Origin of the sequence: Paenibacillus dendritiformis, assembly GCF_945605565.1 — a bacterium.
Lineage (GTDB): Bacteria > Bacillota > Bacilli > Paenibacillales > Paenibacillaceae > Paenibacillus_B > Paenibacillus_B dendritiformis_A.
On record NZ_OX216966.1, the window covers coordinates 2,655,359 to 2,678,933 of the forward strand.

The 23,575-nt window shown below is 49.3% G+C and carries 23 protein-coding genes and 1 CRISPR repeat array; of the genes, 17 read left to right on the forward strand and 6 right to left on the reverse strand.

Features of this window, described 5'->3' with window-relative positions; genetic code table 11:
- Window positions 1-187 precede the first annotated feature (187 nt).
- The gene (locus tag NNL35_RS11605; protein WP_006679998.1) at window positions 188-1,087 is read left to right on the forward strand and encodes a chitosanase; all 900 of its coding nucleotides are present in this window, start codon (window positions 188-190) and stop codon (window positions 1,085-1,087) included.
- A 108-nt stretch (window positions 1,088-1,195) separates the two neighbouring features.
- Window positions 1,196-1,501, forward strand: a complete 306-nt coding sequence (locus tag NNL35_RS11610) for a hypothetical protein (protein WP_006679997.1) — start codon at window positions 1,196-1,198, stop codon at window positions 1,499-1,501.
- Between the two features lie 218 nt (window positions 1,502-1,719).
- On the opposite strand, the gene NNL35_RS11615 is transcribed toward NNL35_RS11610, so the two are convergent.
- Window positions 1,720-2,631, reverse strand: a complete 912-nt coding sequence (locus NNL35_RS11615) for an SDR family oxidoreductase (RefSeq protein WP_006679996.1) — start codon at window positions 2,629-2,631, stop codon at window positions 1,720-1,722.
- 375 nt (window positions 2,632-3,006) lie between these two features.
- Here NNL35_RS11615 and NNL35_RS11620 point away from each other — a divergent pair, with 375 nt between their 5' ends.
- On the forward strand, window positions 3,007-3,567 hold the full coding sequence (locus NNL35_RS11620) for an RDD family protein (RefSeq protein WP_006679995.1): 561 nt from the start codon (window positions 3,007-3,009) through the stop codon (window positions 3,565-3,567).
- Between the two features lie 112 nt (window positions 3,568-3,679).
- A complete protein-coding gene (locus tag NNL35_RS11625) occupies window positions 3,680-4,792 on the forward strand; it encodes a plasmid pRiA4b ORF-3 family protein (RefSeq protein ID WP_006679994.1) in 1,113 nt (370 codons plus the stop codon).
- A gap of 179 nt (window positions 4,793-4,971) precedes the next feature.
- On the opposite strand, the gene NNL35_RS11630 is transcribed toward NNL35_RS11625, so the two are convergent.
- Window positions 4,972-5,565, reverse strand: a complete 594-nt coding sequence (locus NNL35_RS11630; protein WP_006679993.1) for a TetR/AcrR family transcriptional regulator — start codon at window positions 5,563-5,565, stop codon at window positions 4,972-4,974.
- A gap of 106 nt (window positions 5,566-5,671) precedes the next feature.
- Here NNL35_RS11630 and NNL35_RS11635 point away from each other — a divergent pair, with 106 nt between their 5' ends.
- From NNL35_RS11635 to NNL35_RS30375, 3 genes are all read left to right on the forward strand, one after another.
- Complete coding sequence (locus tag NNL35_RS11635; protein ID WP_006679992.1) at window positions 5,672-6,697, forward strand: alpha/beta fold hydrolase; 1,026 nt, start codon at window positions 5,672-5,674, stop codon at window positions 6,695-6,697.
- A 254-nt stretch (window positions 6,698-6,951) separates the two neighbouring features.
- Entirely contained in the window at window positions 6,952-8,229 is a 1,278-nt protein-coding gene (locus NNL35_RS11640) for a helix-turn-helix domain-containing protein (protein WP_276540130.1), read from the forward strand.
- 348 nt (window positions 8,230-8,577) lie between these two features.
- Complete coding sequence (locus NNL35_RS30375) at window positions 8,578-8,769, forward strand: aspartyl-phosphate phosphatase Spo0E family protein (RefSeq protein ID WP_111153411.1); 192 nt, start codon at window positions 8,578-8,580, stop codon at window positions 8,767-8,769.
- A gap of 95 nt (window positions 8,770-8,864) precedes the next feature.
- Here NNL35_RS30375 and NNL35_RS11650 read toward each other — a convergent pair whose 3' ends face one another.
- Window positions 8,865-9,497: a DUF4037 domain-containing protein gene (locus tag NNL35_RS11650; RefSeq protein WP_254553378.1), complete on the reverse strand. Its 633-nt coding sequence runs from the start codon at window positions 9,495-9,497 to the stop codon at window positions 8,865-8,867.
- A gap of 142 nt (window positions 9,498-9,639) precedes the next feature.
- On the opposite strand from NNL35_RS11650, the gene NNL35_RS11655 reads away from it, so the two are divergent.
- Window positions 9,640-10,200: a hypothetical protein gene (locus tag NNL35_RS11655; RefSeq protein ID WP_254553379.1), complete on the forward strand. Its 561-nt coding sequence runs from the start codon at window positions 9,640-9,642 to the stop codon at window positions 10,198-10,200.
- Window positions 10,200-10,277, forward strand: coding sequence for a hypothetical protein (locus NNL35_RS30655; RefSeq protein ID WP_420832879.1), 78 nt, complete (start codon window positions 10,200-10,202; stop codon window positions 10,275-10,277). The genes NNL35_RS11655 and NNL35_RS30655 overlap by 1 nt, the downstream gene beginning before the upstream one ends.
- Before the next feature lie 96 nt (window positions 10,278-10,373).
- Here NNL35_RS30655 and NNL35_RS11660 read toward each other — a convergent pair whose 3' ends face one another.
- The 3 genes from NNL35_RS11660 to NNL35_RS11670 all read right to left on the reverse strand — a co-directional run bounded on the left by NNL35_RS11660 (window position 10,374) and on the right by NNL35_RS11670 (window position 13,070).
- Window positions 10,374-11,210 carry a nucleotidyltransferase domain-containing protein gene (locus NNL35_RS11660; protein WP_254553380.1) on the reverse strand — a complete coding sequence of 279 codons (837 nt, stop codon included), beginning with the start codon at window positions 11,208-11,210 and terminating at the stop codon, window positions 10,374-10,376.
- A 16-nt stretch (window positions 11,211-11,226) separates the two neighbouring features.
- Entirely contained in the window at window positions 11,227-11,619 is a 393-nt protein-coding gene (locus NNL35_RS11665; protein ID WP_006676321.1) for a hypothetical protein, read from the reverse strand.
- A gap of 230 nt (window positions 11,620-11,849) precedes the next feature.
- Window positions 11,850-13,070: a chitinase gene (locus NNL35_RS11670; protein WP_006676320.1), complete on the reverse strand. Its 1,221-nt coding sequence runs from the start codon at window positions 13,068-13,070 to the stop codon at window positions 11,850-11,852.
- 249 nt (window positions 13,071-13,319) lie between these two features.
- Between NNL35_RS11670 and pxpB the strand changes: the two genes are divergently transcribed.
- The 8 genes from pxpB to NNL35_RS11710 all read left to right on the forward strand — a co-directional run bounded on the left by pxpB (window position 13,320) and on the right by NNL35_RS11710 (window position 23,558).
- A complete protein-coding gene (gene pxpB / locus NNL35_RS11675; RefSeq protein WP_006676319.1) occupies window positions 13,320-14,003 on the forward strand; it encodes a 5-oxoprolinase subunit PxpB in 684 nt (227 codons plus the stop codon).
- A complete protein-coding gene (locus NNL35_RS11680; RefSeq protein WP_006676318.1) occupies window positions 14,000-14,977 on the forward strand; it encodes a 5-oxoprolinase subunit C family protein in 978 nt (325 codons plus the stop codon). The genes pxpB and NNL35_RS11680 overlap by 4 nt, the downstream gene beginning before the upstream one ends.
- Window positions 14,978-14,988: 11 nt before the next feature.
- Entirely contained in the window at window positions 14,989-15,747 is a 759-nt protein-coding gene (locus NNL35_RS11685) for a LamB/YcsF family protein (protein ID WP_006676317.1), read from the forward strand.
- 13 nt (window positions 15,748-15,760) lie between these two features.
- Window positions 15,761-15,916, forward strand: coding sequence for a hypothetical protein (locus NNL35_RS11690; protein ID WP_158000438.1), 156 nt, complete (start codon window positions 15,761-15,763; stop codon window positions 15,914-15,916).
- Between the two features lie 332 nt (window positions 15,917-16,248).
- Window positions 16,249-17,751: direct repeats of the CRISPR family, unit length 32 nt; unit sequence GTCGCATCCTACGCGGATGCGTGGATTGAAAT.
- Window positions 17,752-17,966: 215 nt separating this feature from the next.
- Complete coding sequence (locus NNL35_RS11695) at window positions 17,967-18,476, forward strand: PH domain-containing protein (protein ID WP_006676316.1); 510 nt, start codon at window positions 17,967-17,969, stop codon at window positions 18,474-18,476.
- Window positions 18,460-19,932, forward strand: coding sequence for a PH domain-containing protein (locus NNL35_RS11700; RefSeq protein ID WP_006676315.1), 1,473 nt, complete (start codon window positions 18,460-18,462; stop codon window positions 19,930-19,932). Before NNL35_RS11695 ends, NNL35_RS11700 begins: the two co-directional genes overlap by 17 nt.
- A 100-nt stretch (window positions 19,933-20,032) precedes the next feature.
- Window positions 20,033-20,989 carry a helix-turn-helix transcriptional regulator gene (locus NNL35_RS11705; protein ID WP_254553381.1) on the forward strand — a complete coding sequence of 319 codons (957 nt, stop codon included), beginning with the start codon at window positions 20,033-20,035 and terminating at the stop codon, window positions 20,987-20,989.
- A 91-nt stretch (window positions 20,990-21,080) separates the two neighbouring features.
- Window positions 21,081-23,558 carry a CRISPR-associated helicase/endonuclease Cas3 gene (locus NNL35_RS11710; protein WP_006676313.1) on the forward strand — a complete coding sequence of 826 codons (2,478 nt, stop codon included), beginning with the start codon at window positions 21,081-21,083 and terminating at the stop codon, window positions 23,556-23,558.
- Window positions 23,559-23,575 lie beyond the last annotated feature (17 nt).

The following is a 23,575-nucleotide window of genomic DNA, read 5'->3' on the forward strand; positions in this document are numbered from 1 at the left end:
TATTCATAATGCCGGGGAAGCCGGGGGATTATTTCTTCCTGGTCTTTACTAATTTTTACAAAATAAGAATCAATTCCATTGTAGTTTCATAATATTCAGGGTGGCATGCCGAACGCTTAACTGCAGTTAAGATTCACATTGCATCATTTGTCTCGCAATAACCTTATTTTTTAGGAGGTCTTCTGGTATGACTAATGCTAAACCAGCCAAAAAAATGACAAAAATATTGGTCGTTCTGCTCTCATTTTCTTTTCTTGTTTCCTTTTTCGGAATAAATGCTCTGCTACCAACTAAGGCGTATGCCGCAAACTCTCACGATGAAAATTTCTCACCGGAGACGCTTAAGTTCCTTCGTACCAATACGGGGCTCGATGGCGAGCAGTGGGACAATATTATGAAACTCATCAACAAACCTGAGCAGGACTCGCTCGACTGGACCAAGTACTATGGTTACTGCGAGGACATTGGCGATGACCGCGGCTATACTATCGGCATATTCGGAGCCACTACAGGGGGATCCAACGACAAACATCCGGATGGCCCGACTCTGTTCAAGGAATTTGACGCTGCCAGCGGAGCGGCCAATCCTTCCGTCGAAGGCGGTCTGGCACGCATAGGCGTTAACGGGTCGATGAAAGGTTCGATTTTAAAAATAAAGGATAGCGAAAAAGTGTTTTGCGGCAAAATCAAAAAGTTGCAGAACAATGACACATGGAGAGAGGCAATCTGGCAAACTTTCTACAAAGTTTACATCAAATACAGCGTCCAGCAAGCGCGTCAACGCGGCTTCAATTCCGCTCTGACCATCGGCTCCTTTGTCGATACGGCATTGAATCAGGGCGCTACCGGTGATTCCGGAACGCTCCAGGGTATTCTGTCCCGCTCAGGCAAAAGTACCGACGAGAAGACATTTATGAAGAAATTTTATGCCGAGCGCACATTAGTCGTAGATACCAATGACTACAATCAGCCGCCCAACGGCAAGAACCGCGTGAAGCAATGGAGCCAACTTTGGGATATGGGGAAGGCGGATCTCAAGAACGCCGACGACGCGATTGTCAAAGTCACCAGTTGGAAAATGAAGTGAGTCATGGTTCCCGCGTCGGCATAGCGTCGGACGCGGGATTTTGCTGTGTTTCAAATGGTCAATACCGCAACTGAACGATACGTGCCAGCTTAACCGGATGTACACAGAATGCGGCAGCCAACTACATATCCTTATTCATTCCCTGCCATCTTTTCTCTGATAATTGCTAAAAAGTACGATGGAACTATTTGCGGACATCCAAAATATTCCGATGACATCAGTGTTGGATATAAATATGAATCTGGAAAGGAAACGCCCCCTTCGCGGCATTGGCATGGCTCTGTCTCGGCGAAGATTGTGCAGGTGACACAGATGAGAAAAATAATTTATTTCCTTATTGCTGGTATCGTGTTAATTGCAGCGATTGTCATCTTCACTCCCAATCCCAAGCTCGGGGATCTTGATCGTCGATAAGGCGGAAGCGAACGCGACAATTACAGCGATGTCCGTGCGAAGTGATGGCATGGTCACCAATGATTTAATCGATGGCGTCTTCCGGCTCCCGGAGAATTATGGGAATTATGATTGACTTAAATTTTATTGTTGATTTTACGTCAAAAGCAAACCGCCTTCCTGAAAAGGCGGTTAAACTTTCTGCTAAACGCTTGAATTCAGTCTTTCTTATTTGAATATTAACGGTAACCCGAAGCATTCGCTGGTTTGCCCGCATCTTGCACTTCTACGAGATACCTCCAGCAGTCAGGCTGTGAGCCGTCAAGATCATAAAAACCATACTCTTGTGCGAGCTGTCCGCTTGACACAGACTGACCGTTCCATCGGGCTGCTTCCGGATCTCCAGCCAGCGCGGCAACGGCACGCCCTACAAAACGGGGCGATTCCGAGATAATGAAATGAGGTTCCTTCACCGTGGCGTCACGCCAGTTTTCTTCTGTCACACCATAGTGATCAAGCATGATTTCAGAACGCATCCAACCCGGAGTGACTGCTACTGCGGTGCATTTATAGGGTGAAAGCTCATGGGCTAAAGACTGAGCCATACGAATGACCGACGTTTTGGCCAGATCGTAGAACAGGGATAAACGGTAGTTTTTCTCGTTGTATTCTGCCGTGCCATCCGTTACCTCAATAACCAGCCCATTCTTATTGCGGATTAACAAAGGCAGTGCAAAGTGGCTTGTAATCATATGCGTGTCAACCGCAAGCCGGAGCATGCGAAGCCCACGTTCCAGGGAGTGCTCCCACACGGGCACATTCCACTGCGTCAGATATTCTCCACCCCACACATCGTTGACCAAAATGTCCAGTCTCCCCTGTTCATCCTCAATGCGAGCGATTAGTGCCCGAACCTGATCGGGATCCAGATGATCCACTTGAACCGCAATTCCTCGGCCCCCCGCCTTACTTACCAGTTCCGCGGTTTCTTCGATCGTTTCAGGTCGATTGTACTCAGATCGTTGTGTTCGTGTCGTTCGTCCTGTCACGTAAACTGTAGCCCCAGCCGCTCCTAATTCGATAGCTATTCCTCTACCAGCGCCGCGTGTTGCCCCTGCCACCAAAGCCACTTTTCCATTTAGAGGTTTCATGAACGGGTACTCCTTTCGTTGTTCTACGGTCTATTATAGACCTGAAATATGACAACCTATGTCATATTAAGAACGGCGAAGGAATCTTTTCCATCTTTTCAACTCTGACGTCCGTTAGTTACGCAAGAAAAAGTTATACTGTTGGTCTGATTCGCAGGCATCGCTTTTGGCGAGGGGGAGCGGGCTTCTTGCTGCTCCCTTCGGACTAAAATGGGTCTGTAGAACTATTTTAGAAAGTCCCAATTATTCCGATGACATCCTATGTAAAAAGCAGGGTATGCAGGGGAATGGCGGAAACGAATACTGTGCCCGGAGATGAGGACTGGACGATAGGGCGCACCCTGCACAATATTATCAAAAGACGGAGGTTCTTTCATGCACGCAGGTTTTTGGAAACGATTTTTTGCCAACTTTATTGATGGCTTCATTATTTTTTTTGTTGCTCGTGTTACGGCAATGCTTTTTGGGCTTCTCATCGCAACGTTAATGTTTGAGACGGCTTTCATTCAATTTTTTTTTGTTAGGTTTGAATACAGAACGGCGGAAATTTTACTCGGCATTTTCTCTCTTACAATAATCTGGGGAAGCGCGCTATGCGTCGTCTGGCTGTATTACGCCATCATGGAATCCTCTCGCTTCAAAGGAACCCTCGGGAAGCTGGCCTTGGGGATTGCCGTCGTAGACGAACGCTTTGAGAAGGTGTCCTTCGGCCGGGCAAGCGCCAGGTATTGGAGCAAGTGCGTCTCGGTCGTGACGCTCTATATCGGATTTCTCATGGCCGGGTTTACGGAGAAGAAGCAAGCGCTTCATGATAAGATTGCCAATACCTATGTGGTTAACAAAAATATGCTGGAGATCGGGTACCACAGGCCAGAATCCGTTCAGAACTCTAATGAAGGTCAAGAGCCGCAAGATGGTCTTGGTCCGGCCTACTGAAAATCGCAATAAGTATATGAACGTTCCTTCTGCTATAATGAAGCTACTTATTTTTCATCTGCTCCAACGATAGCCTTACAATTTGCGACAACATCCAAGGAGGAACGGTTCGATGCTGTACACATGCCAGATTGAACTAAATGATATCACCCCGAAAATATGGCGTCAGTTTCAGTTTCATGCAGATGTCACGTTTGACCAGTTGCACAATATCATTCAGGCCGTCATGGGCTGGGAAAATTATCATTTGTATGAGTTCCGGGTCGGTTCTACAAGAATCAGCCTGCCGGACCCGAATTTTCCGGATGGAGGAAGACAGCTCAATGCCCGAAAAGAGACGGTCGACCAGCATGTGAATCGGGAGAAGACGGCTTTTTCCTATTTGTATGATTTCGGCGACGGATGGGAACATACGATTACGGTGATGAACATACAGACAGAGGAGTCGGCCGGCTTGATCCCGCTCTGCCTGAAAGGAGAGCGCAGTTGTCCGCCGGAAGATGTGGGCGGTGTGCCGGGTTACTGTCATATGGCGGAGGCATTGTCAGACCCCGGACATGAACAGCATGCCATGTTCAAGGACTGGTTGACGGAAGGATACGATCCTGAGCACTTTTCCTGTGATGAGGTGAATGTGGAGTTGCGGGAGCAGGGCAGCAAGCTGGTTCCCGAATCACGCCGGAAGCCGGTGAAGCTAACGAAGGCCGGATTGAACAAGCGCTTGAAGCAGATGAGCCGGGAAGAGCTGATGGAGCTGGTAAAGGACGGCTATAGCGCGAGCAAAGATATGCAGCGTTTTCTCGCTGCCCGGTTGATCGGAAAAGAGGCGGTGGAGTCGCTTTTTCACGAATGTCGGGATAAGATCAAGCAGGAGTTTTTCCCTGAGCGCGGTCACGCGAAGCTGCGGCTTCAAGAAGCTAAAAACGCGATCGCCGAGTTCAAGAAATTGACCGGCAGCGTCAAACAGACGCTGGAGTTGAAGCTCATCTACGTGGAACTATCCGTCTTGTTCTCGAATACGTATGGTGATATCGATGCACGGTTCTATGACCAGCTGATGTCGATGTATGAAGATGTCATCGTTATCTTGAATGAACATGAGACCGCCGAGCTGTTCCATGAATATAAGGAACGGATAGAGGCCGCGGCATGGAACGCAGCGGGCTTTGGCTGGGGCGTTCATGAAGTGATGATGGATCTGTATGACGACATAAGATGGAAATAATCGAATCAGGAAGCAGGACAGGGCCCGCCTCGCTCGTGAAGAGGGATGGCGGGCTTATTTGTGTGCTCGGACATCAGTCAGCTTTGAACGGAATTGGGTAATAACCGGCAGGTAAGGAAGAGGCCAATAAAGCGTTGCCCGCCCTCAGGCAGCGCTTGAGAAAGCGGGCTTCATGCGGTTCAAGGTGTGCATAGCCCTTGCAAATGCTGGTCGATAATCGACTCGAGCCGTTCCGCCGGAAGCCGGTCGGGACGCATCATGCGGTGCATGGCCAGACCGTCGACGAGGGCGTACAGCTTCTCCGCTTCCATATCGGCGTCCAGCCCGGGCTTGGCCAGCTTCTGCTCCAGCAGCGTGTTGACAACGAATGCCGCTGCCGTGTATATGCCGTCATGCATTTTGTCGCTCAACGCCAGAAGCTCGGGATAAATCAATGCTTTGGCCTGAAAGGAAAGCCATACCTCCATTTCCATCGTTCTCTCTTCGTCCACCGGCAAAAACTGAAGAAGCAGACGCTTCAAATTCATCAGCACCGGCCCTTCGCCATCCATTGCTTCAATCCGCTTCTCGACCCGCTCGATAAAAAGATTCATGCAGAAAGCAAACAACTCCGCCTGAGTGGAGAAATAGTGACGCATCGAGCCGACAGACAGACCGGCTTCCCCGGCGATATTGCGGACGGAGGCGCGCTCCAATCCGGAGCGGCGGATGACTCTCAGGGCCGCCTCGGCAACAATATGTCTTTGTTTTTCATGATCCACGATTTTTGGCATAGCTCCATTATACACGCTTTACTTTTTTTAATACAGCGTGCTATATTAATTTTTGTTAGTACAGTGTGCTAAAAAGAAAAGTCATCAGCAAAGGAGCTGTCAACAGGTGAAGACCGCAGTCGAGGAAAGCAAGCCAACAAAGAAAAAAAGGGGGAAAACGCTTCTGCTGATCGTACTGGCGGCGCTGGCGCTCCTCATCGGATTCGGCTTCGTCTATGAGTGGATCGCATCGGAGCAGGCGAGGCGGAATGATCCGCCGCCGGGACAACTGGTTGATGTGGGAGGATACCGTCTCCATATCCACAAATTCGGCGCCGGATCGCCGACGATCGTGCTGGAAGCCGGGAGCGGAGAGACAAGCTTGTCCTGGAGAGATATCCCGGAGCAATTGGCTGCATACGCCACCGTCGTCAGCTACGACCGGGGCGGCTATGCGTGGAGCGAGCCGGCGAACACGGAGCGAACCGGCGCCAACATCGTGCGGGAGCTGCATGCTGCCCTCGAACAAGAAGGGCTCAGCGGTCCTTACATTATGGTCGGCCATTCCTTGGGGGGCATGTACGCCCGGCTGTTCGCCCAGACGTACCGTGACGAAGTGGCCGGCCTCGTGCTGATCGATGCCCGGCCGGAGAATGATGAGCGTGAGACCCGGGCGATTCTGGAGCGGGAGAACTTCCAGGGCAATCCCCCTGCGTATGTATTGAAGCTGCTGAAAACGTCGGGAGTTCTGCGCCTGTTCCAGGATGTCCTGCTCGAAGGGCTGGTGGCGAAGGAAGATAGAGAGCGGTTCCTGAATGTGATTGCGCAGCCCCATTTTTTCGAAGCCAAAGAAGAGGAAGCGCAACTGGCGGCCGCGACCGAGGACGCGATACGCGGACAGCAGTTAGGAGCGCTCCCGGTCCGAATCATTGCCCGGGGGATTCCGCAGAACTATTCCCAAGCGGGCATTTCCCCGGAGGGCGGTCAGAAGATGGAGGAGATATGGCAGGCCGGACAGCGGGAGATGTTGAACATCTCGACCGACAGCGAGCTTATCGTCGCGAAGAAGAGCGGACATATGGTCATTCATGACGAACCCGAGCTGGTGGTGGAGGTGATTCGGGGGCTGTTGGAACAAGTCCGGGGCGAGTGAGGCAAGCGAGCCGGCGGGAATACAGTTGATTATATGAAGAAACTCTGCTCCGATCCGCTCGATGCGATGGTTATGTTACCGGCAAAGACATCAATAGTACTAATATAATCTATTGGTGTTTTTATGCTATAATAGTAATATTAGTTTTTCTAAGATAATGATATGATAGCTATTTCAATAGTTTACAATTCAAAAGTGATGTGATAAATTGAAGATAATCGAAAATTGGTGAAAAAAGGAAGGTGAAGGCGTGAGTGAATAGCGCGACCCTAACGATTGGGGAATCGATACACAAGTATAGGCGCGAGGCCGAGATGACATTAGCGCAGCTATCAGAGCTGAGCGGCATCCATAAGGGGACCATTTCCAGAATTGAAAATGGTGAGGTCAGGCGGCCTGGATTTGAGACGATACGCCCGCTTGCTGCATCGTTAGGAATACCCTTCGAGGACATCGTCGAGCGCTACATAGAGATTGAGAAGAGGGCAGATTCCCTGTATACCATTTTGCTGGAAGCCGTTCCGACCGGAGATAGCGGGCTGATTAGCAAGGTTGCTGTGAAGTTTTTGGAATCGCCAAGCGAAGACAGTTATTGTCTGGTTCACCGACTGTATGAGTTGGCCGATGCCATCGAAGACCGAAAAATCCGATTATTATTGTATACCTTGATCACGAACTATTCGCGTGACCACGGAATGATGCCGTTTTTAGCCAAAGGATTACTTCAATCCTACTTCATTGCCCGAGATGATTTCAGCAGGCTGGAAGCTACTTATCAGGATGGAAGACATATTTTGCACTACACCAATTTCCTGTCCGACGAAGAAAAGCTCACTTTTCATTACAAGTTGGGTGTGCATGCTTATAATCTCATGAGGTACGAGGAATGTGTGGAACTGTGCGAGTATATTATTCACAATGACCCGACCCGAAGTGAGGTTAAAGCAAAAACTCTCTATTTGTTAGGGTTTGCCCATGAGCATTTAGGCGATTACGAAAAGTGGGGGCATTATTTACAGGAGTACGGAACTTATAATCATCCTGGAGTAGAAGAGAACCGAAAGGTGACAACTGCTATCGTAAAAAGCAGGACAGGTGATTTAGATCCGGCTATTGCGATATTGCAAGAGCTACTCCCCCAAGTGGCGGATATAAATTTTATTATTATCATCACAAGACTTTTTGAAATTTATTTGGAAACCAACAATAGAAATGCTATTCGAGAACTGCTTAAATATGAAGAAAGATTAGCGGGCATTCCAGTCACTACACCCATCACCCAACTGCATAAGGCATATTTCTATCGTCTCAAACAACTTGCCTTTATTACAACCGATTTTGATATCGCTATGGAGAGTTGCCGAAAAAGCGCCCAAGAATATGCAAAAATATCACGGTTTGATGAGGTTTTTGAATGCCTTAGCATCATAACGAAAGAACTGTTAAAGAACCAAAGCCTCATCCATGGTGACAATATACGAAAAATTGATAAGCTCTATGATGAGTTAAGATATTATGACAAGGAGGAGTAGTATTTATGAAAAAAAAGTTGATTCCGCTTGTATGTCTCATATTGTCGTTATATGTGGCTGTAGCCCCTCTTCCTGTCCATTCTGATTACACAGAGATCAGGATGTATTCTGGAAATCCCGAGTGGAGCCCACATTAACATCTTGATTTCTCTAACAGTTGTGTACTTGAATTTTTTTAGAGAGTGCCTTTCGAGGCACTTTTTTTTAGGGCCATTTTGTAGAAATAAATCGAAAGTTACATGTTTATGAAAATTATGGATATGAGGTAACCTGTCATATAATGGGTACAACAATAATCGACAATCTTGATGAGATGTCATCCATGGGCGAAAAGCGAGGTGATTCACGTTGTGCCTGTACTACAGCGCGTCTAATGCAAGATTATTCCAAAAAATTCAGCAGCTTAGACATAAGCTCGTAACGATAGTGAATATGAAGAAAAATTTTACGGACGATGAGGTAGTGAGTGTCAGTCAGGAGCTAGATTATTATCTCGTCGAATTTCAGAGGAAAATGCTTCATGAACAAGCGGACAGGTAACGAATCAGAGGGATAGAGTCGATTCCAGATCAGCATCGCAGCCATACTGGACATCGACTCTGTGTATCGTTTTACGTGAGTCGAACTCAAAAGAACTACCCATATAAGTACCATTCGTCAAGCCATGGATAATTCCCGTATGCCTTGCGTATAAATTGGACTGATTGATCAATCAGTTCCCATGCTTGCTGATAGAAAGGATATTCGGACAGCTCCAAATGCGGTGTAATCGAATCGCCATTCGGGATGGTACGCATATAGTCTCGAATGCGCTGCTCCCGCATACTGCCGAACCTGGTCGTGGACAGATAGGCGGAGAGCCATTTGTCATGCGGATAGCTTTTTCCATCCAGTAGGTAGGAGAGCTGGCATAGCTCCCTGACGATTGTGGCGCAATGCAGGCTTGTGGCGATGTTATCGCCGCGTTTGAGCGGATGCCGTATCCAATCGAGCGTAAGCTGCAGGTTCAGATACTTGCCCTTGATTGCGTCCATGGAATCTTGAAAATACGAAGCGGATAACCGGGCTATCATATCCTGGAAGCGCGAGCCGCTGTCATGAACCGGAATGGCCTGCTGGAATTCCCATGCTTGCGGGTAATTGTTCCCCAGGAAGTATCCCTCCACCATAGCGAACGTCTCCACATGATAATGACCCGCCCAATCCCCGATAGGCAGAAAAACGCCGTCCTCCCGTGTAATCAGACGAAAGGAATGATTGGATGTCAATCTTGATTATTGTTGTAATTGTGGGTTTTTGTATTAGTTTTATTCTACAGCACTCCATTTGGAGAGTTTTAACGGATATAAGTTATACTCTAAAAAAGATAAGAGAGGACAAGAATAACAAATAGTTTTTGGGATTAGAAGGATGCTGAAATTTATGAATGAAGTTCTCTTTGCATTCCGATCCTGCATTCCCGATTCGCCACATTCGGTTGTGATCGTCATCGCTCTGATGTTACGCACCGATTATCTGGGTATGACCTCGGTCAACGGAGATCTTTCTTTATATAGCCGTTGCTATGAGAGTCTGATTCACTTTTTCCGTTCTTCCCTCGTGGTCGCTGGAATTGCTTGGGTTGACATGGATTTAGATCGTGAAACGAACGGCTCCTCTTTCTTATGTCAACGACATGGGCGTGTTGATCGGCGATGCGATGAAGCAGATGAAGGAAGTTCCCCGGATGCCTCGCGTCAAGAAACTCCATCAGGATCTGAGAGTTCTTCCAAGGTAGTGTATATCTCCGGACACCTGTTTGGCGCCATTGGTATTCTCATTAGGAACACCGCAGAAGCGGTTTTGTTACCCCTTGTTCATGAGCTAGCAAGATGGGGGGAGACCATTTTTGGTTGGAGCGGCCCTCCCTCTGAGCGGCAGCTTCCGACAGAAACTCGTATAGGAAGATATATTTCACGGACGATGAGGTAGTGAGTGTCAGTCAGGAGCTAGATTATTATCTCGTCGAATTTCAGAGGAAAATGCTTCATGAACAAGCGGACAGGTAACGAATCAGAGGGATAGAGTCGATTCCAGATCAGCATCGCAGCCATACTGGACATCGACTCTGTGTATCGTTTTACGTGAATCAAAGTCGAAAAGAACTACCCATATAAGTACCATTCGTCAAGCCATGGATAATTCCCGTATGCCTTGCGTATAAATTGGACTGCTTGATCAATCAGTTCCCATGCTTGCTGATAGCAAGGATATTCGAACAGCTCCAAATGCGGCGTAATCGGCTCGCCATTCGGGATGGTACGCATATATTCTCGAATTCGCTGCTCCTGCATACGCCCGAACCTTGTGGTGGACAGATAGGCGGAGAGCCATTTGTCATGCGGATAGCTTTTTCCATCCAGTAGGTAGGAGAGTTGGCACAGCTCCCTTACGATTGTGGCACAGTGCAGGCTTGTGGCGATGATATCGCCGCGCTTGAGCGGATGCCGCATCCAATCGAGCGTAAGCTGCAGGTTCAGATACTTGCTCTTGATGGCGTCCATGGAATTTTGAAGATACGAAGCGGATAACCGGGCTATCGTATCCTGGAAGCGCGATCCGCTGTCATGAACCGGAATGGCCTGCTGGAATTCCCATACTTGCGGGTAATTGTTCCCCAGGAAGTATCCCTCCAACATAGCGAACGTCTCCACATGGTAATGACCCGCCCAATCCCCGATTGGCAGAAAAACGCCGTCCTCCCGCGTGATCAAGCCAGCTTCCTTATAGCCGCTGACGATGTTCCCGCGAACATCCTCATCACAGAAGAAGACGAAGTCAATATCCGAATACTCGTCGCAGTTGCCGCGGGACACGCTGCCTTTGACGACGAGCGAGAGCTTGTCCCAATATCGGGACAATACCGGATGATTGGATAACTCCCCGGCATATACGTGTGCTTGCTTCAATAATTCCTTGCTTCTGTCATTCATGTTGTTCATCGGTATACCTTCTCTCCTAGTCTTCTTCAACTTTTATTCTTTGGAGCTTGATATTTTTCTTCTTGATGTGCCTAATGATCATGAACAGCGCGACAGGTACCGCAATCAGGGATGTAACTAGCTCTCTAACCAAATCTTCAAGTCCAAGGTCCTTGATTGCGAGGGCGGTTATGATGTAAAAGAGCAGATAAAAAAGTAGAAAACCGACAAGTAAATCAATGACTTGAAAAACAGAAAATAGCAATCCTTTTTCATTTAATTTTAGCGCGACGAGAGAAAATAGGGTGCTCAAAAAACTGCTGACCAATGCTGACCACATGATGTTGTACTGACCTGTGGAATATATGATCCCATTACCTAAAAGGATTCCGAATGAAGAAAAAATGGTAATTAAACTTGGCTTTTCCAAAGAAGAACAATCCTCCTAGTTGAATTGGCGTACATCAATAAGTATCGGCAAAGGAAAGCAATTTCGACAGTCGCACAAATACGCTCGCGGAGGGCAGGTTCTTATCTGGTTTCCAAAGGAAACGGGGAAATGCGGTTATCCCCTTTGGGCAGACCATGCAGCAAGCACATTTAGAAGATGAAGCTTGCATAGCCGCCAAAGGGGTTATTTATATTCCAGCGCAAGCCGTGTTAAAAGGGCTTCATCCCCAATGTATCGATTTTCTCGCCTGTAATATCCACGCCCATTTTGCTTGTAATGTCACGGTAATGTCCGGCACGCCGCTTGATGGCGCCATTCGTGTCATCCAGATTGGCCTCCAAGCCGTTCAGAACCATAATGCTGACGCCGAATCCAGGCGGGGTTAGTCCTTGCGCAGCTTCCTCTTGCGAAGGCTTCCATCTGCCTATCATCACATCATGTGCCGAAGGCTTCGGCGCTTGCGGGGTCATCCAGAACAGGATGGCGGTCGCGAATCCAAGCTTGCCATCGGCAGCGATAGCCTCGGGATTTTTCAGAAGCACGTTTTTGTCACCATAGATGATGGCACTCATTAATCCGTAGTTGAAATTCCAGCTTAACATGATCGGACCGCGCCCATAGTATTTCTTGCCCGGAAATCCCGGATATTCTTTGCTGCTTGCCGGGTCCACAAAATCAGATTTGTTTTGGCCCGTTCTGCCCGCGATATTTTCATTCCAATAGAGTCCCCAGCGCAGCATGCCTCTCGGCGCTTCATCCCAGCCGCCGCCCGTTTCATGAGAGAGATTGGCCAGCAGGGCAGCCAGATCACGCTTGCGATCCTTTTCCAGTCCTTCATTTAAAAAACTGCCGAAATCAACAATTCGGGTTATGACTGGCTTTTCTTTATTATCAGGTGAATTGAAATCCGCAGAACGTACAATTAGTGTCTCTGTTTTTCCCTTTTTCTCCAACCGGTATATTTCTTGTGCAGAGTAGTTACCTTCGCGGTAGGACACTTTGTACTTCAGATTGGCTACCAGGCGTACCGCGTCGATGAAGTTCCGGTAGGAGTAATAATCTGCCTGATTCGGATTGTAATCCGCTTTTCCTTTGTTGAACGCATGCCATTCCGGGGAACCGAGGCGCATCGGGAATAGCGCTTCATATTCTTTCTCGGGAAGAGTGGAACGGACGGCGTCCACTGCCTTATCTGGAGAAAAATCCTCGTCTGTCCCATCCCACAGCACTTCAATCTGCTGCCTGCTCAGAATGCGGCTTTCTCCGACGGCCATTTCGCTGTTCAACTTGTGTTCGGCATGGATGCCTCCTCCCGTCTCGCAAGCCGCCGATGACGCGCTGAGCGGAGTGACGAGCAGGGAGGAACCGAGCGTCAGGATCAAAGTGCAGCGAAGCAGTTTCTTGGAATTCGGATACGCGGAATTGTTCATCACCATTCTCCTTTATTTGACGGATGCAAGGCCTTTTCCGTATTTATATCGTTTTAACTTTTGATTATGATACGTCTTTTTCAAGTTATCGTTGGATTGAAGGATTTCGTTGGGCAAAAGGCAGGCATACAGCAGATTCTCCATGGTACATATACAACAAGCAGATCTCTGGAGTGCGACATCCGCTTGTTGTTCTTTGCATTCCGTGCTATTTTAAGTGCGTGAACTAGAAGGGAAGGGGGAAGTGGCATGCGATACTTTCCGCTCGGAGATACCGCGGTTGTGGTGGAATTCGATACGGTCATCGGACCGGCATCTCATGAACAAGTCCGATTGTTGTCGCTATATCTCGATCATCATCCGATTCCGGGAATGATCGAATATGTCCCCGCTTTTACCACGGTGACGGTATTTTACGATCCTGTAGTGCTGCGATATGCGGAGGCGCAAGCGAAGCTGGAGAAGGCCGTAGCGCAGACGGCAGAGATGCGGCTGGAAAAGAAAGTGCGCACCGTCGAAATTCCGGTATGCTACGGTGGGGAATTCGGTCCCGATCTGGAGGATGTCGCCGCGCATAACCGGTTGACGGCCGATGAGGTTGTACGCATTCACAGCAGCGCCGAGTACCTGGTATACATGATCGGGTTTGCTCCTGGTTTTCCGTATCTCGGCGGCATGCCGGAGCGGATTGCGACACCGAGGCGCTCTTCTCCGCGTCTGGCGATTCCGGCAGGCTCGGTCGGGATTGCCGGGATGCAGACGGGGGTCTATCCCATTGTGACGCCAGGCGGCTGGCAGTTGATCGGCAGGACGCCGGTTCCGTTATTTCGCCCGGATATGACCCCTCCGACCTTGCTAAGAGCGGGGGATACGATACGCTTCGTCCCGATAACCGAGAAGGAATACGATTGCTGGGAGGGGCATGCGGTATGAGCATCCGCGTTGAGATGGCAGGCCTGCTTACGACGGTACAGGATAGCGGGCGCTTCGGATTCCAGAAATACGGCGTGCTGGCGAGCGGCGCTATGGATGCGGTGGCGCTAAGACTGGCCAATCTTCTGGCAGGCAATCAGGAAGGGGCGGCGGCTCTGGAGATTACGCTAATAGGGCCTAAGCTTGTATTCGAAAAGGCGGCAGTGGTTGCGCTGGCTGGCGGTAATTTGTCCCCTGCCGTGGACGGTGTGTCTCTTCCGCTATGGCGGCCTGTCTTTATACCTGCAGGCAAGACGCTCACCTTCGGCAGGGCGGTGTCCGGCTGCCGGCTTTATCTTGCGGTCGCAGGCGGGATTCATGTTCCCGAAGTGATGGGCAGCCGCAGCACGTATTTGCGGGCTGGCATCGGCGGATTTCGCGGCCGGGCGCTTCAGGCGGGAGATGTGCTGGTGACGGGAGCGTCCGCTGCATGGCCGGAAATGTCTTCGGACGAAGTGGTCGTGCTTCCGTGGGGGGCCAGCCATGAGCTTCGTCCGGCATATCAGGACAATCCGGTGCTGCGTGTAGTACAAGGACCGGAATATCATCGCTTCGATGAAGAGACCAGACGGAAGCTCTGGACGGAGCGATTCCGCGTCACGCCTCAATCTGACCGGATGGGATACCGGTTGGAAGGCGTACCGCTGGCATTGGCCGATCCGCTGGACATGGTCTCGTCAGCCGTTGGCGCGGGCACGATTCAGGTGCCGCCGGAAGGCAAACCGATCGTGCTGCTGGCCGACCGGCAGACGGCTGGCGGATATCCTCGTATCGCGCACGTGATTAGCGTAGATCTGCCGCTGATAGCCCAGGTGAAGCCGGGTGGACAAATACGGTTCGAAGAGGTTTCTCTGGAGGAAGCGCAGGATTTATATGTGATGCGGGAGAACTGCATCGCTCAATTCAGGCAGGGACTGGCTCTGCAAGCGCGTTAGGAGGAATTCATATGTACAAAATAGATATCAACTGCGACATGGGAGAAAGCTTCGGCGCTTACCGGATGGGGACGGATGAGGAGATTTTGCCGTTCGTCACCTCGGCGAATATCGCCTGCGGCTTTCATGCCGGCGATCCGTCGGTCATGAGGAAGACGGTGGCCGCGGCGCTTGCGCACGGGGCTGCCATCGGGGCGCATCCGGGACTGCCTGATCTGGCGGGCTTCGGCCGCCGCAATCTCGACATCACTCCGGAGGAAGCCTATGACATTGTCGTGTATCAGGTCGGCGCTTTATCCGGATTCGTCAAGGCGGCAGGCGGAACAATGCGGCATGTCAAGCCGCACGGCGCCCTGTACAACATGGCCGCTGCCCGCCGCCCATTGGCTGATGCGATCGCCCGCGCGGTCTATGACATAGACCCGGAGCTCACCGTGTTCGGCCTGTCGGGCAGCGAATTGGTACGGGCCGGGGAGGCCGCAGGTCTTCGCACTGCGCATGAAGTATTTGCCGACCGGACGTATCAGGCGGACGGGTCATTGACGTCGCGCCGGGAAGCCCATGCGCTGATTACGGACGCCGAGAAAGCGGTGCAGCAGGTTGTTCGCATGGTGCGGGAAGGCGTTGTCCGCTCCGTACAGGGCCATGACGTGGCGATTCAGGCCGATACGGTCTGCATTCACGGCGACGGCGCTCATGCGCTTGCCTTTGCCCGCAGCCTTCGGGAGCGGTTGGAAGAGGCGGGGATTGCGGTTAAGCCTGTGAAGTAGAGAGGGAGCATAGTTGGTATGGGGAGTTGCGGTGACCTCGTTCGAACGGGTGGAGCCTTGGGACAGGAGTCCTTTGCCGCTCCTGTCGGCATGGTTCGAGGATGAGGAAGCGAGTGCGGGAACGAATGGACGGGATATTTCGGTTGGAAATGGTTCGGTAACACGTTGAGCAATGACCCTGTAGAATGCGCATTAATGCGCGAAGTGATGAATCGTTGTATATACGGACTCGAAGGGCACTATATTACGAAACTGCAAAATGTGGTAACTTATATATAATAGATTTAACGATAGAGAAGCCCCCAAGTTCTAGTGCGAATGTATAGTGCACATGAATTTCCCGGGGGATTCGCACCATAAAATTTCTATATTATAGGAAAAATCCATTTTGTGGTTTGCGACAAAGGTGAGAAACGACCTGCTTTAGATTGATTTTATAGCTAATTTGATTTGTTTAATCATAACAAGAACGAAAAATGATTGGAACAATCATTTTTCGCTGTCGCATCCTACGCGGATGCGTGGATTGAAATAATACCAAATTGTGAGAAGTACCAATTTACAAATGGTCGCATCCTACGCGGATGCGTGGATTGAAATCGAAGCTGGACTTTGAACACGGACGAGAAATCGACATGTCGCATCCTACGCGGATGCGTGGATTGAAATATTGTCAGCGGCTCCGAATTGTACATGTACTCGCTAGTCGCATCCTACGCGGATGCGTGGATTGAAATACAGCGACTTGGTAACGACCAATGATGAATTACGTCGTCGCATCCTACGCGGATGCGTGGATTGAAATTTTTGAGTTTTTAGTCGAAACGAAATGCGGCAGGTCGCATCCTACGCGGATGCGTGGATTGAAATTTTCATGTCAGGCTCTGTATTCGGTGACCAACGGTCGCATCCTACGCGGATGCGTGGATTGAAATAGGAGGCCGGATTGAGTGATATTGCGCTTTATGTACGTCGCATCCTACGCGGATGCGTGGATTGAAATCTAGCCTACCCTCTTGGATGGCTTGTAGCTCTGGTCGCATCCTACGCGGATGCGTGGATTGAAATACGCATGGTATCTATGTTTGCTTTAGCTAATCATTGTCGCATCCTACGCGGATGCGTGGATTGAAATGCAAGCGACTATTCCTAATCGCTCGCTGCGACGGTGTCGCATCCTACGCGGATGCGTGGATTGAAATCGATTACATCATGAAGTTCAGCAGTCGTGGTCGTGTCGCATCCTACGCGGATGCGTGGATTGAAATTTTTTGAACATTGCCTTCGCAATGATTACCTTTGGTCGCACCCTACGCGGATGCGTGGATTGAAATAAAATGAATCGCTCCTCTCGCGAACTAACTCACTTCGTCGCATCCTACGCGGATGCGTGGATTGAAATAAGTAAAGAAGCCAAGGCCCCAATAAAGCACGCAAAGTCGCATCCTACGCGGATGCGTGGATTGAAATAAAATCAATCCTGGAACAACGAGCGTAAGCAAAAGTCGCATCCTACGCGGATGCGTGGATTGAAATACCCAGGAGCCCGAAAAGGTAATGAAAGCCGTCAGGTCGCATCCTACGCGGATGCGTGGATTGAAATACGTCAAATCGTACATATGTTTGTTTGCGTATACCCGTCGCATCCTACGCGGATGCGTGGATTGAAATTCTGATAAGTATAGATGCTTACCCATGTTTCAATAGTCGCATCCTACGCGGATGCGTGGATTGAAATCTGGGGATTAGTATCGCAATGAATGAAGCAGTGTCGTCGCATCCTACGCGGATGCGTGGATTGAAATTTCCGGGCCGCAAGCGCCCAGTGGAAGTACGGGCCCGGTCGCATCCTACGCGGATGCGTGGATTGAAATCCATAGCCTTTGAAATAACCGGCATTCACCGGAGTCGCATCTTAGGCGGATGTGTGGATTGAAATGGCCAGCACACGTATGTGCCCGGGTCGTTCGCCGTCGCATCCTACGCTGATGCGTGGGTTGAAATCGCGCCTTGAGAGACAGAGTACTTGCGACTATTCGTCGTATCCAAAACATATGAAACCCAAAAAAGCATCCTACCCCCGTATCAAAAGATGACGCGGGGGCAGGATGCTTGTCTTTTTTATAGAACACATGTTCCCTGACAGACTGTTGTCACTTTCTTTACCCATAATAGAATTTATAGTATTAGTACGAAGGAAGGTGAGGATGTACGCAGCTATGAATACGACAGTTAGCGAGCAGCAACAATTGCATCCAAATGTGGTGCCATATTGGCGAATTTATCGGCTTTTCTCTGCATTGAAGCGGACTGCGCTGGCAAGCATCCCGATCATCGTTTATTTGATGTGGTTGCCCCAATGGAAGTGGATCTTATATGTTGTTGCGGCCTATCTCTTGTTTCATTGGAGCAAAGACGTATTCTATATCATATATGGAGTTCGCTTCAGCTATGCCCGAAGAAGTTACGTCCTGACAACGGATGAGATTGTGATTCGGTGGGGCAGCATATGGTCTGTTAATTCATCGGTTATTCCGCTTAGCCGTGTTCAGCATGTAGATATTGAACAGGACGTCATTCAGAAAAAGCTGGGCATATCTGAAGTCGTTATCGTAACGGCAGGCGATGCGACTGGCATCGTCGGTTTATTGGAAGATGATGCGAATAAACTGCGGCGGCAGGTCATTGAACTGGCGAAAATAGGTGAGACTGATGCGTACAATCCATAGACAACATCCGATCAAGATTGCCGTACATTTGTATCGAACGATCCGCTATATGATCATCCCCTATGCTCTCTTGTTATTTAAGGAGATCAAGGCCGGCACAGGTCAACAGCCTTATTGGGTATATGGGGTGGCAGTCGTCATTGGTCTATCTATCTTGCTGTGGTCTATTATTTCCTGGTGGAAGGACTCTTATCAGATTGGGGAATCTGAGATCGTCATTCAAAGAGGAGTCCTTATCACCACCCAACGGACAATTCCGCTGGAGCGAATAACGAATATATCGATAGAACAGACTTGGACCGATCGACTAGTAGGTTCGGCGACTGCCGAATTGCACACTTCAGATTCGAACGAAGAGGCTGATGCCAGGCTCGTGTTGACTCAACGCAACGCAGATATGCTCCTTGCCGGAATTAATCGACCGATGTCGCGTGTCTCGAATCAAGCGAAGCCGAATTGGGTCCTTCAACCCAAGGATATTTTGATGAGGGCGATTAGTTCCAATTCGTTCTGGCTGGGGGTTCCCCTATGTCTCACTATCGTAACGTATGTATGGGATTGGCTTGAACCAAGCACGGAAGAAGTAAGCATGGTCCGTTTTTTTCAAGATGGATGGAAAGAATTTTTGACGACGGAGTTTATACCCGTTCTGCTTGCGCTTCTTGGCATTATTGCCTTGTGCGTATTCACGTCCTGGTTGTTGTCCTTGGTCATGATGCAAATTCGTTATCACAAATGGTCCGTTATCCAAGACAGTGCCTATATTCATATCCAGTACGGATGGTATGAGAGGAAATCAACCTCCCTCCATACTGTGAAGATTCAGTCGATCCGGGTCAAGGAGCAGTTGTTCAGCCGTTATTTTGGTTATGTGTCCATCTGGATGGATTGCGTTGGGTATGCAGGGGAGAAGAAGGTGAAACTGCTGCTGCCCGCGATCCACAGGTCAGAGATGCATGCTGCATTGGAGATGCTGTTGCCCGAATTTACCATCGTGAACCCGCAGCGTCATTTACCAGCCGGAAAGGCGATGTATTTTGTGTGGATTCCCGTCATTGCTGTAAGCCTTGTCATCTTAGTCTCCGCAATTTTGGCCCCGTGGGCATGGTTGATGCTCCCGTTCGCGGCAGCGTTATTTTGGCGGGGGAGCCGAAAATATTCGGGAACGCTATGGGACGTTCATGGCAATCAATCTGTGATCGCGAAGCCGGGTCTTACGCGAACTACAGTCTATGTACAGCGCCAAGCGATCCAATCGATAACTTGTCGTCAAACTTGGATCCAATGCCTATTTGGCATTTTCCAGATTGAACTCTTGATAGATTCGCCATCGAAAGCGAAGGAATACGTATTTATCGGCGCATCCCATGAGGATGTACAGCAGTTATTAAAATGGTATAAAAATACAGACAATTCCAAGTGCCCATACACTTTTAACAAGGAAGAGGTTATTTAGTCCGGTTTTTTTTGCAGGAGTAGGCAGGTAGACCTATGGATGGTGTCGAATATCCAATATTTATAGGATATTATGAGAGCATCTGGAGGAGAGTACAACGATGTCGAATAGAATGATTCGGCTCATGAAAATGGTCATAGCCATACAGGCGAACCCTGGCATATCGGCGCAGGAGCTGGCCGACAAATGTGAAGCTTCGGAGCGAACCATATATCGGGATCTGCGAACACTAGATCTTGTCGTGCCTATAACGAATGATGGATACGGAACAGGATATCGCTTTATAGGCAACTTCGCGATGTATCCGCTTAATTTTACAGAAGAAGAGGAGATGGTCTTCTCCGTCCTCCCTTCCATGTTGGATAATAGCAAGCTGTCTCCCCTGTTCGATTCGGCATACGATAAAGTCATGGCGACGCATGTTAAGGAAAAGCAAAAACGCAGGGAAGTAATGGAGGACTTCACGAATCTGATTCAGATGGGGACCCCTGCTTACAGGGCAGATCGTGATAGTCCAAATTACCTGCTCTCTGTTATGGAAGCGATTATCGCTCAGAAGACACTTCGTGCAGTATACCATACTCAAAGTCGCAATACAGTGACAGAGCGAGAGATTGATCCGTACTGTCTTGTGCCTCGTGAGCAACGCTTCTATTTAATCGGGTATTGTCATCGGAAGCAGGACATTTTGATGTTCCGCATGAGCCGGTTTCACCTCGTCGAAATGACGACTAAAAACTTCGACAAAGGCGACTTCGACATCCACCACTATATGAAGCATACCTGGTCGGTCCATCGGGGCTACTCGCTTATTACGTTCAAGGTCAAATTTCAGCCCGATGTGGCCAGGTATATCAAGGAAGAGGAGATGTTCGTGCGCCCCAAAATGACGGACTTGCCCGATGGAAGCTTATTGTTCGAAGCGACAGTCAACCATGAGCAAGGCTTCCTGAATTGGCTCGCCCAGTATGGCCCGTCTGCCGAAATTCTGGAACCGGTATCGATAAGGAAGCAGTTCATCGAGCGATTACGGCGTTGGATGGAGGTGTATAACTAATTCATCATCTGGAATATATAAGTTCCCTGACATTTAGTTGTTACCTGTGCGCGGTACAGTAAATACGAGCGGTGTAGAAAGGAGTGCTGATATGCAATCAATTGCTCATATTCGGGTGAGTGATATGAAGGTGCAAACCGTGGAACGGCATTTGCTGGAAGTGAAGACGCTGGCGGAAGAGTACGGTAAGAAATTGAATATTCCTCATGTCACCGGGCTGGCTGGCATGCTGCATGATATGGGGAAATATACGGAGAAGTTCAGGACATACATATTGGCGGCTGTGAGCGGAGCCGAGGATCGGCTGCGTCGGGGGGACGTTGATCATTCTACGGCGGGTGGCAGGCTTCTTTACAAGCGCTTTCATAATTATAGTAAAGAACCCTATAAAGTGATTTTGGCAGAGGTTGTCGGCAACGCAATTATATCGCATCATTCCTACTTGAAAGATTTTTTGAGTCCAGATTTGGAATCTCCTTACTTGAGACGGGTTGCTTGCAAAAAGTTGGAGGAGTTTGATCAGAGCGTCGAAGCCTTTTTTACACTTGTCATGAGCGAGCAGGAGTTCCAGAGATATGTGGATCAGGCGGCTGCAGAAGTGGAACAATTTCTGGTCAGAGTGCCTGCCAAGAGTATGGAACTGAAGCTGATGTTCCTGACCAAGTTCGTGTTCAGTGCATTAATTGATGCCGATCGAACGAACACGAGATGGTTTGAATTGGGGGAGCCGAACGAGCCCGAACAGAACGTGACGGCATTGTTTCAAGGATACTATGACAAGCTGATGGCGCAACTTCATTCTTTCGAGGAAAATAAAGACGCTGATACGCCAATTGCTCGGTTGCGGAGCGAAATGTCCGAGTTATGCGAACGTTTTGCCGCGAAGCCGTCTTCTATTTATACGTTGTCGATTCCTACCGGGGGCGGCAAGACGCTGGCCAGCTTGAGGTATGCCTTGAAGCATGCTTTAACCTATGACAAAAAACGGATTATTTATGTCGTCCCTTTTACGACGATTATTGAGCAGAACGCTGCCACGGTGCGGGAAATATTGCAGGATGAAGCGAATATTCTGGAGCATCATTCCAACGTCGTGGAAGTGGAGATGGAGGAAGACGACGAGGAGCAGGACGGGCTGGCGCTGACTGCGCGGCAAAAGGCGAACCTGGCTAAAGACAACTGGGATGCGCCGATTATTTTTACGACGATGGTACAATTCCTGAACGTGTTTTTCGCCCATGGAAGCAGGAACATACGGAGACTCCATAACTTGTGTGAAGCCGTAATAATATTTGACGAGGTGCAGAAGGTTCCGACGCATTGCGTATCTCTGTTTAATCAGGCGCTGAACTTTTTGAAGGAGTATGGGGGCTCCAGTATCGTGCTGTGCACGGCGACGCAGCCAGCGCTGCAGTTCGTGGAGCAGAGGCTGGACATGCCAGAGGACGCTGAGATGATAAGTAATCTCGATAAAGTAATTGATGCGTTCAAGCGTGTTGATTTGATCGATAAAGCTACCGAGCGGCCCTGGAGCACGGAAGACTTGGCATCCTTTGTCCGGGACACCGTTCAGGAAGCAGGCAATATTCTGGTCATCTTGAATACGAAATCGGTCGTTAAGTCGTTGTATGAGCGGTTGCAGGCGATGCAGGAACAACATCAGTTCGGCGAGGAAATCTTTTTGTATCATTTGAGCACGTCGATGTGTGCCGCTCACCGGTTTGCCATTTTAGAAAAAGTAAGGGCGCATCTTGAAGCAGAGGAAAAAGTGATTTGCGTCAGCACACAGTTGATTGAAGCGGGCGTTGATGTCAGCTTCAACTGTGTTGTACGTTCCCTGGCCGGGTTGGATTCGATTGCGCAGGCGGCGGGACGGTGCAACCGGCATGGGAAGGATGAGATGCGGAACGTCTACATTATCGATCATGCGGAAGAGAATCTGAAGCATTTGAAGGAGATTCAAATCGGCAAGGAACTGACACGCGCGATGCTTGTCGATATGGAGCGGGATGCGAAGGCGCATGGCGGCCAGTTGCTGTCGCAGCAGGCGATGGAATTTTATTTTCAGAAGTTCTATATGAGGCTGGAAGCGGATTTGAATAATTTTGTGCCTAAGCTGCGCAAAAATATGACGGACTTACTATATGCCGGACGGTATGAAACGGACAGCTATTTCCAGGCCTATCGCAAGAAGAAGGAAGAGGAGAAGGCGAAGGACACATGGCTGCCGCTAGTTCTCGCTAATAGCTATGGCACCGCCGCGAAATATTTTCATGTTATTGACGATTATACCCGCGCTGTGATTGTTCCCTATGGAGAGGGAGGTAAAAAAGTGATTGCTGACCTGAACGGGAGCGGCACGATCGATGATTTGACGCGTCTGCTGAAGCGGGCGCAGCAGTTCACGGTCAACCTGTATGAACATGATCTTCGCCAGTTGGATCGCAGTGGTGGATTGGAGAGCTGTCTGGACGGAAAAGTGCTCGTGTTAAAAGAGGGAGCCTACAGCGAGCATTTTGGCGTGGATCTGAGCAGCGACAGCGCGATGGGATTTTTGGGTTGTTTTTAGACGAGTAAAGCCTATCT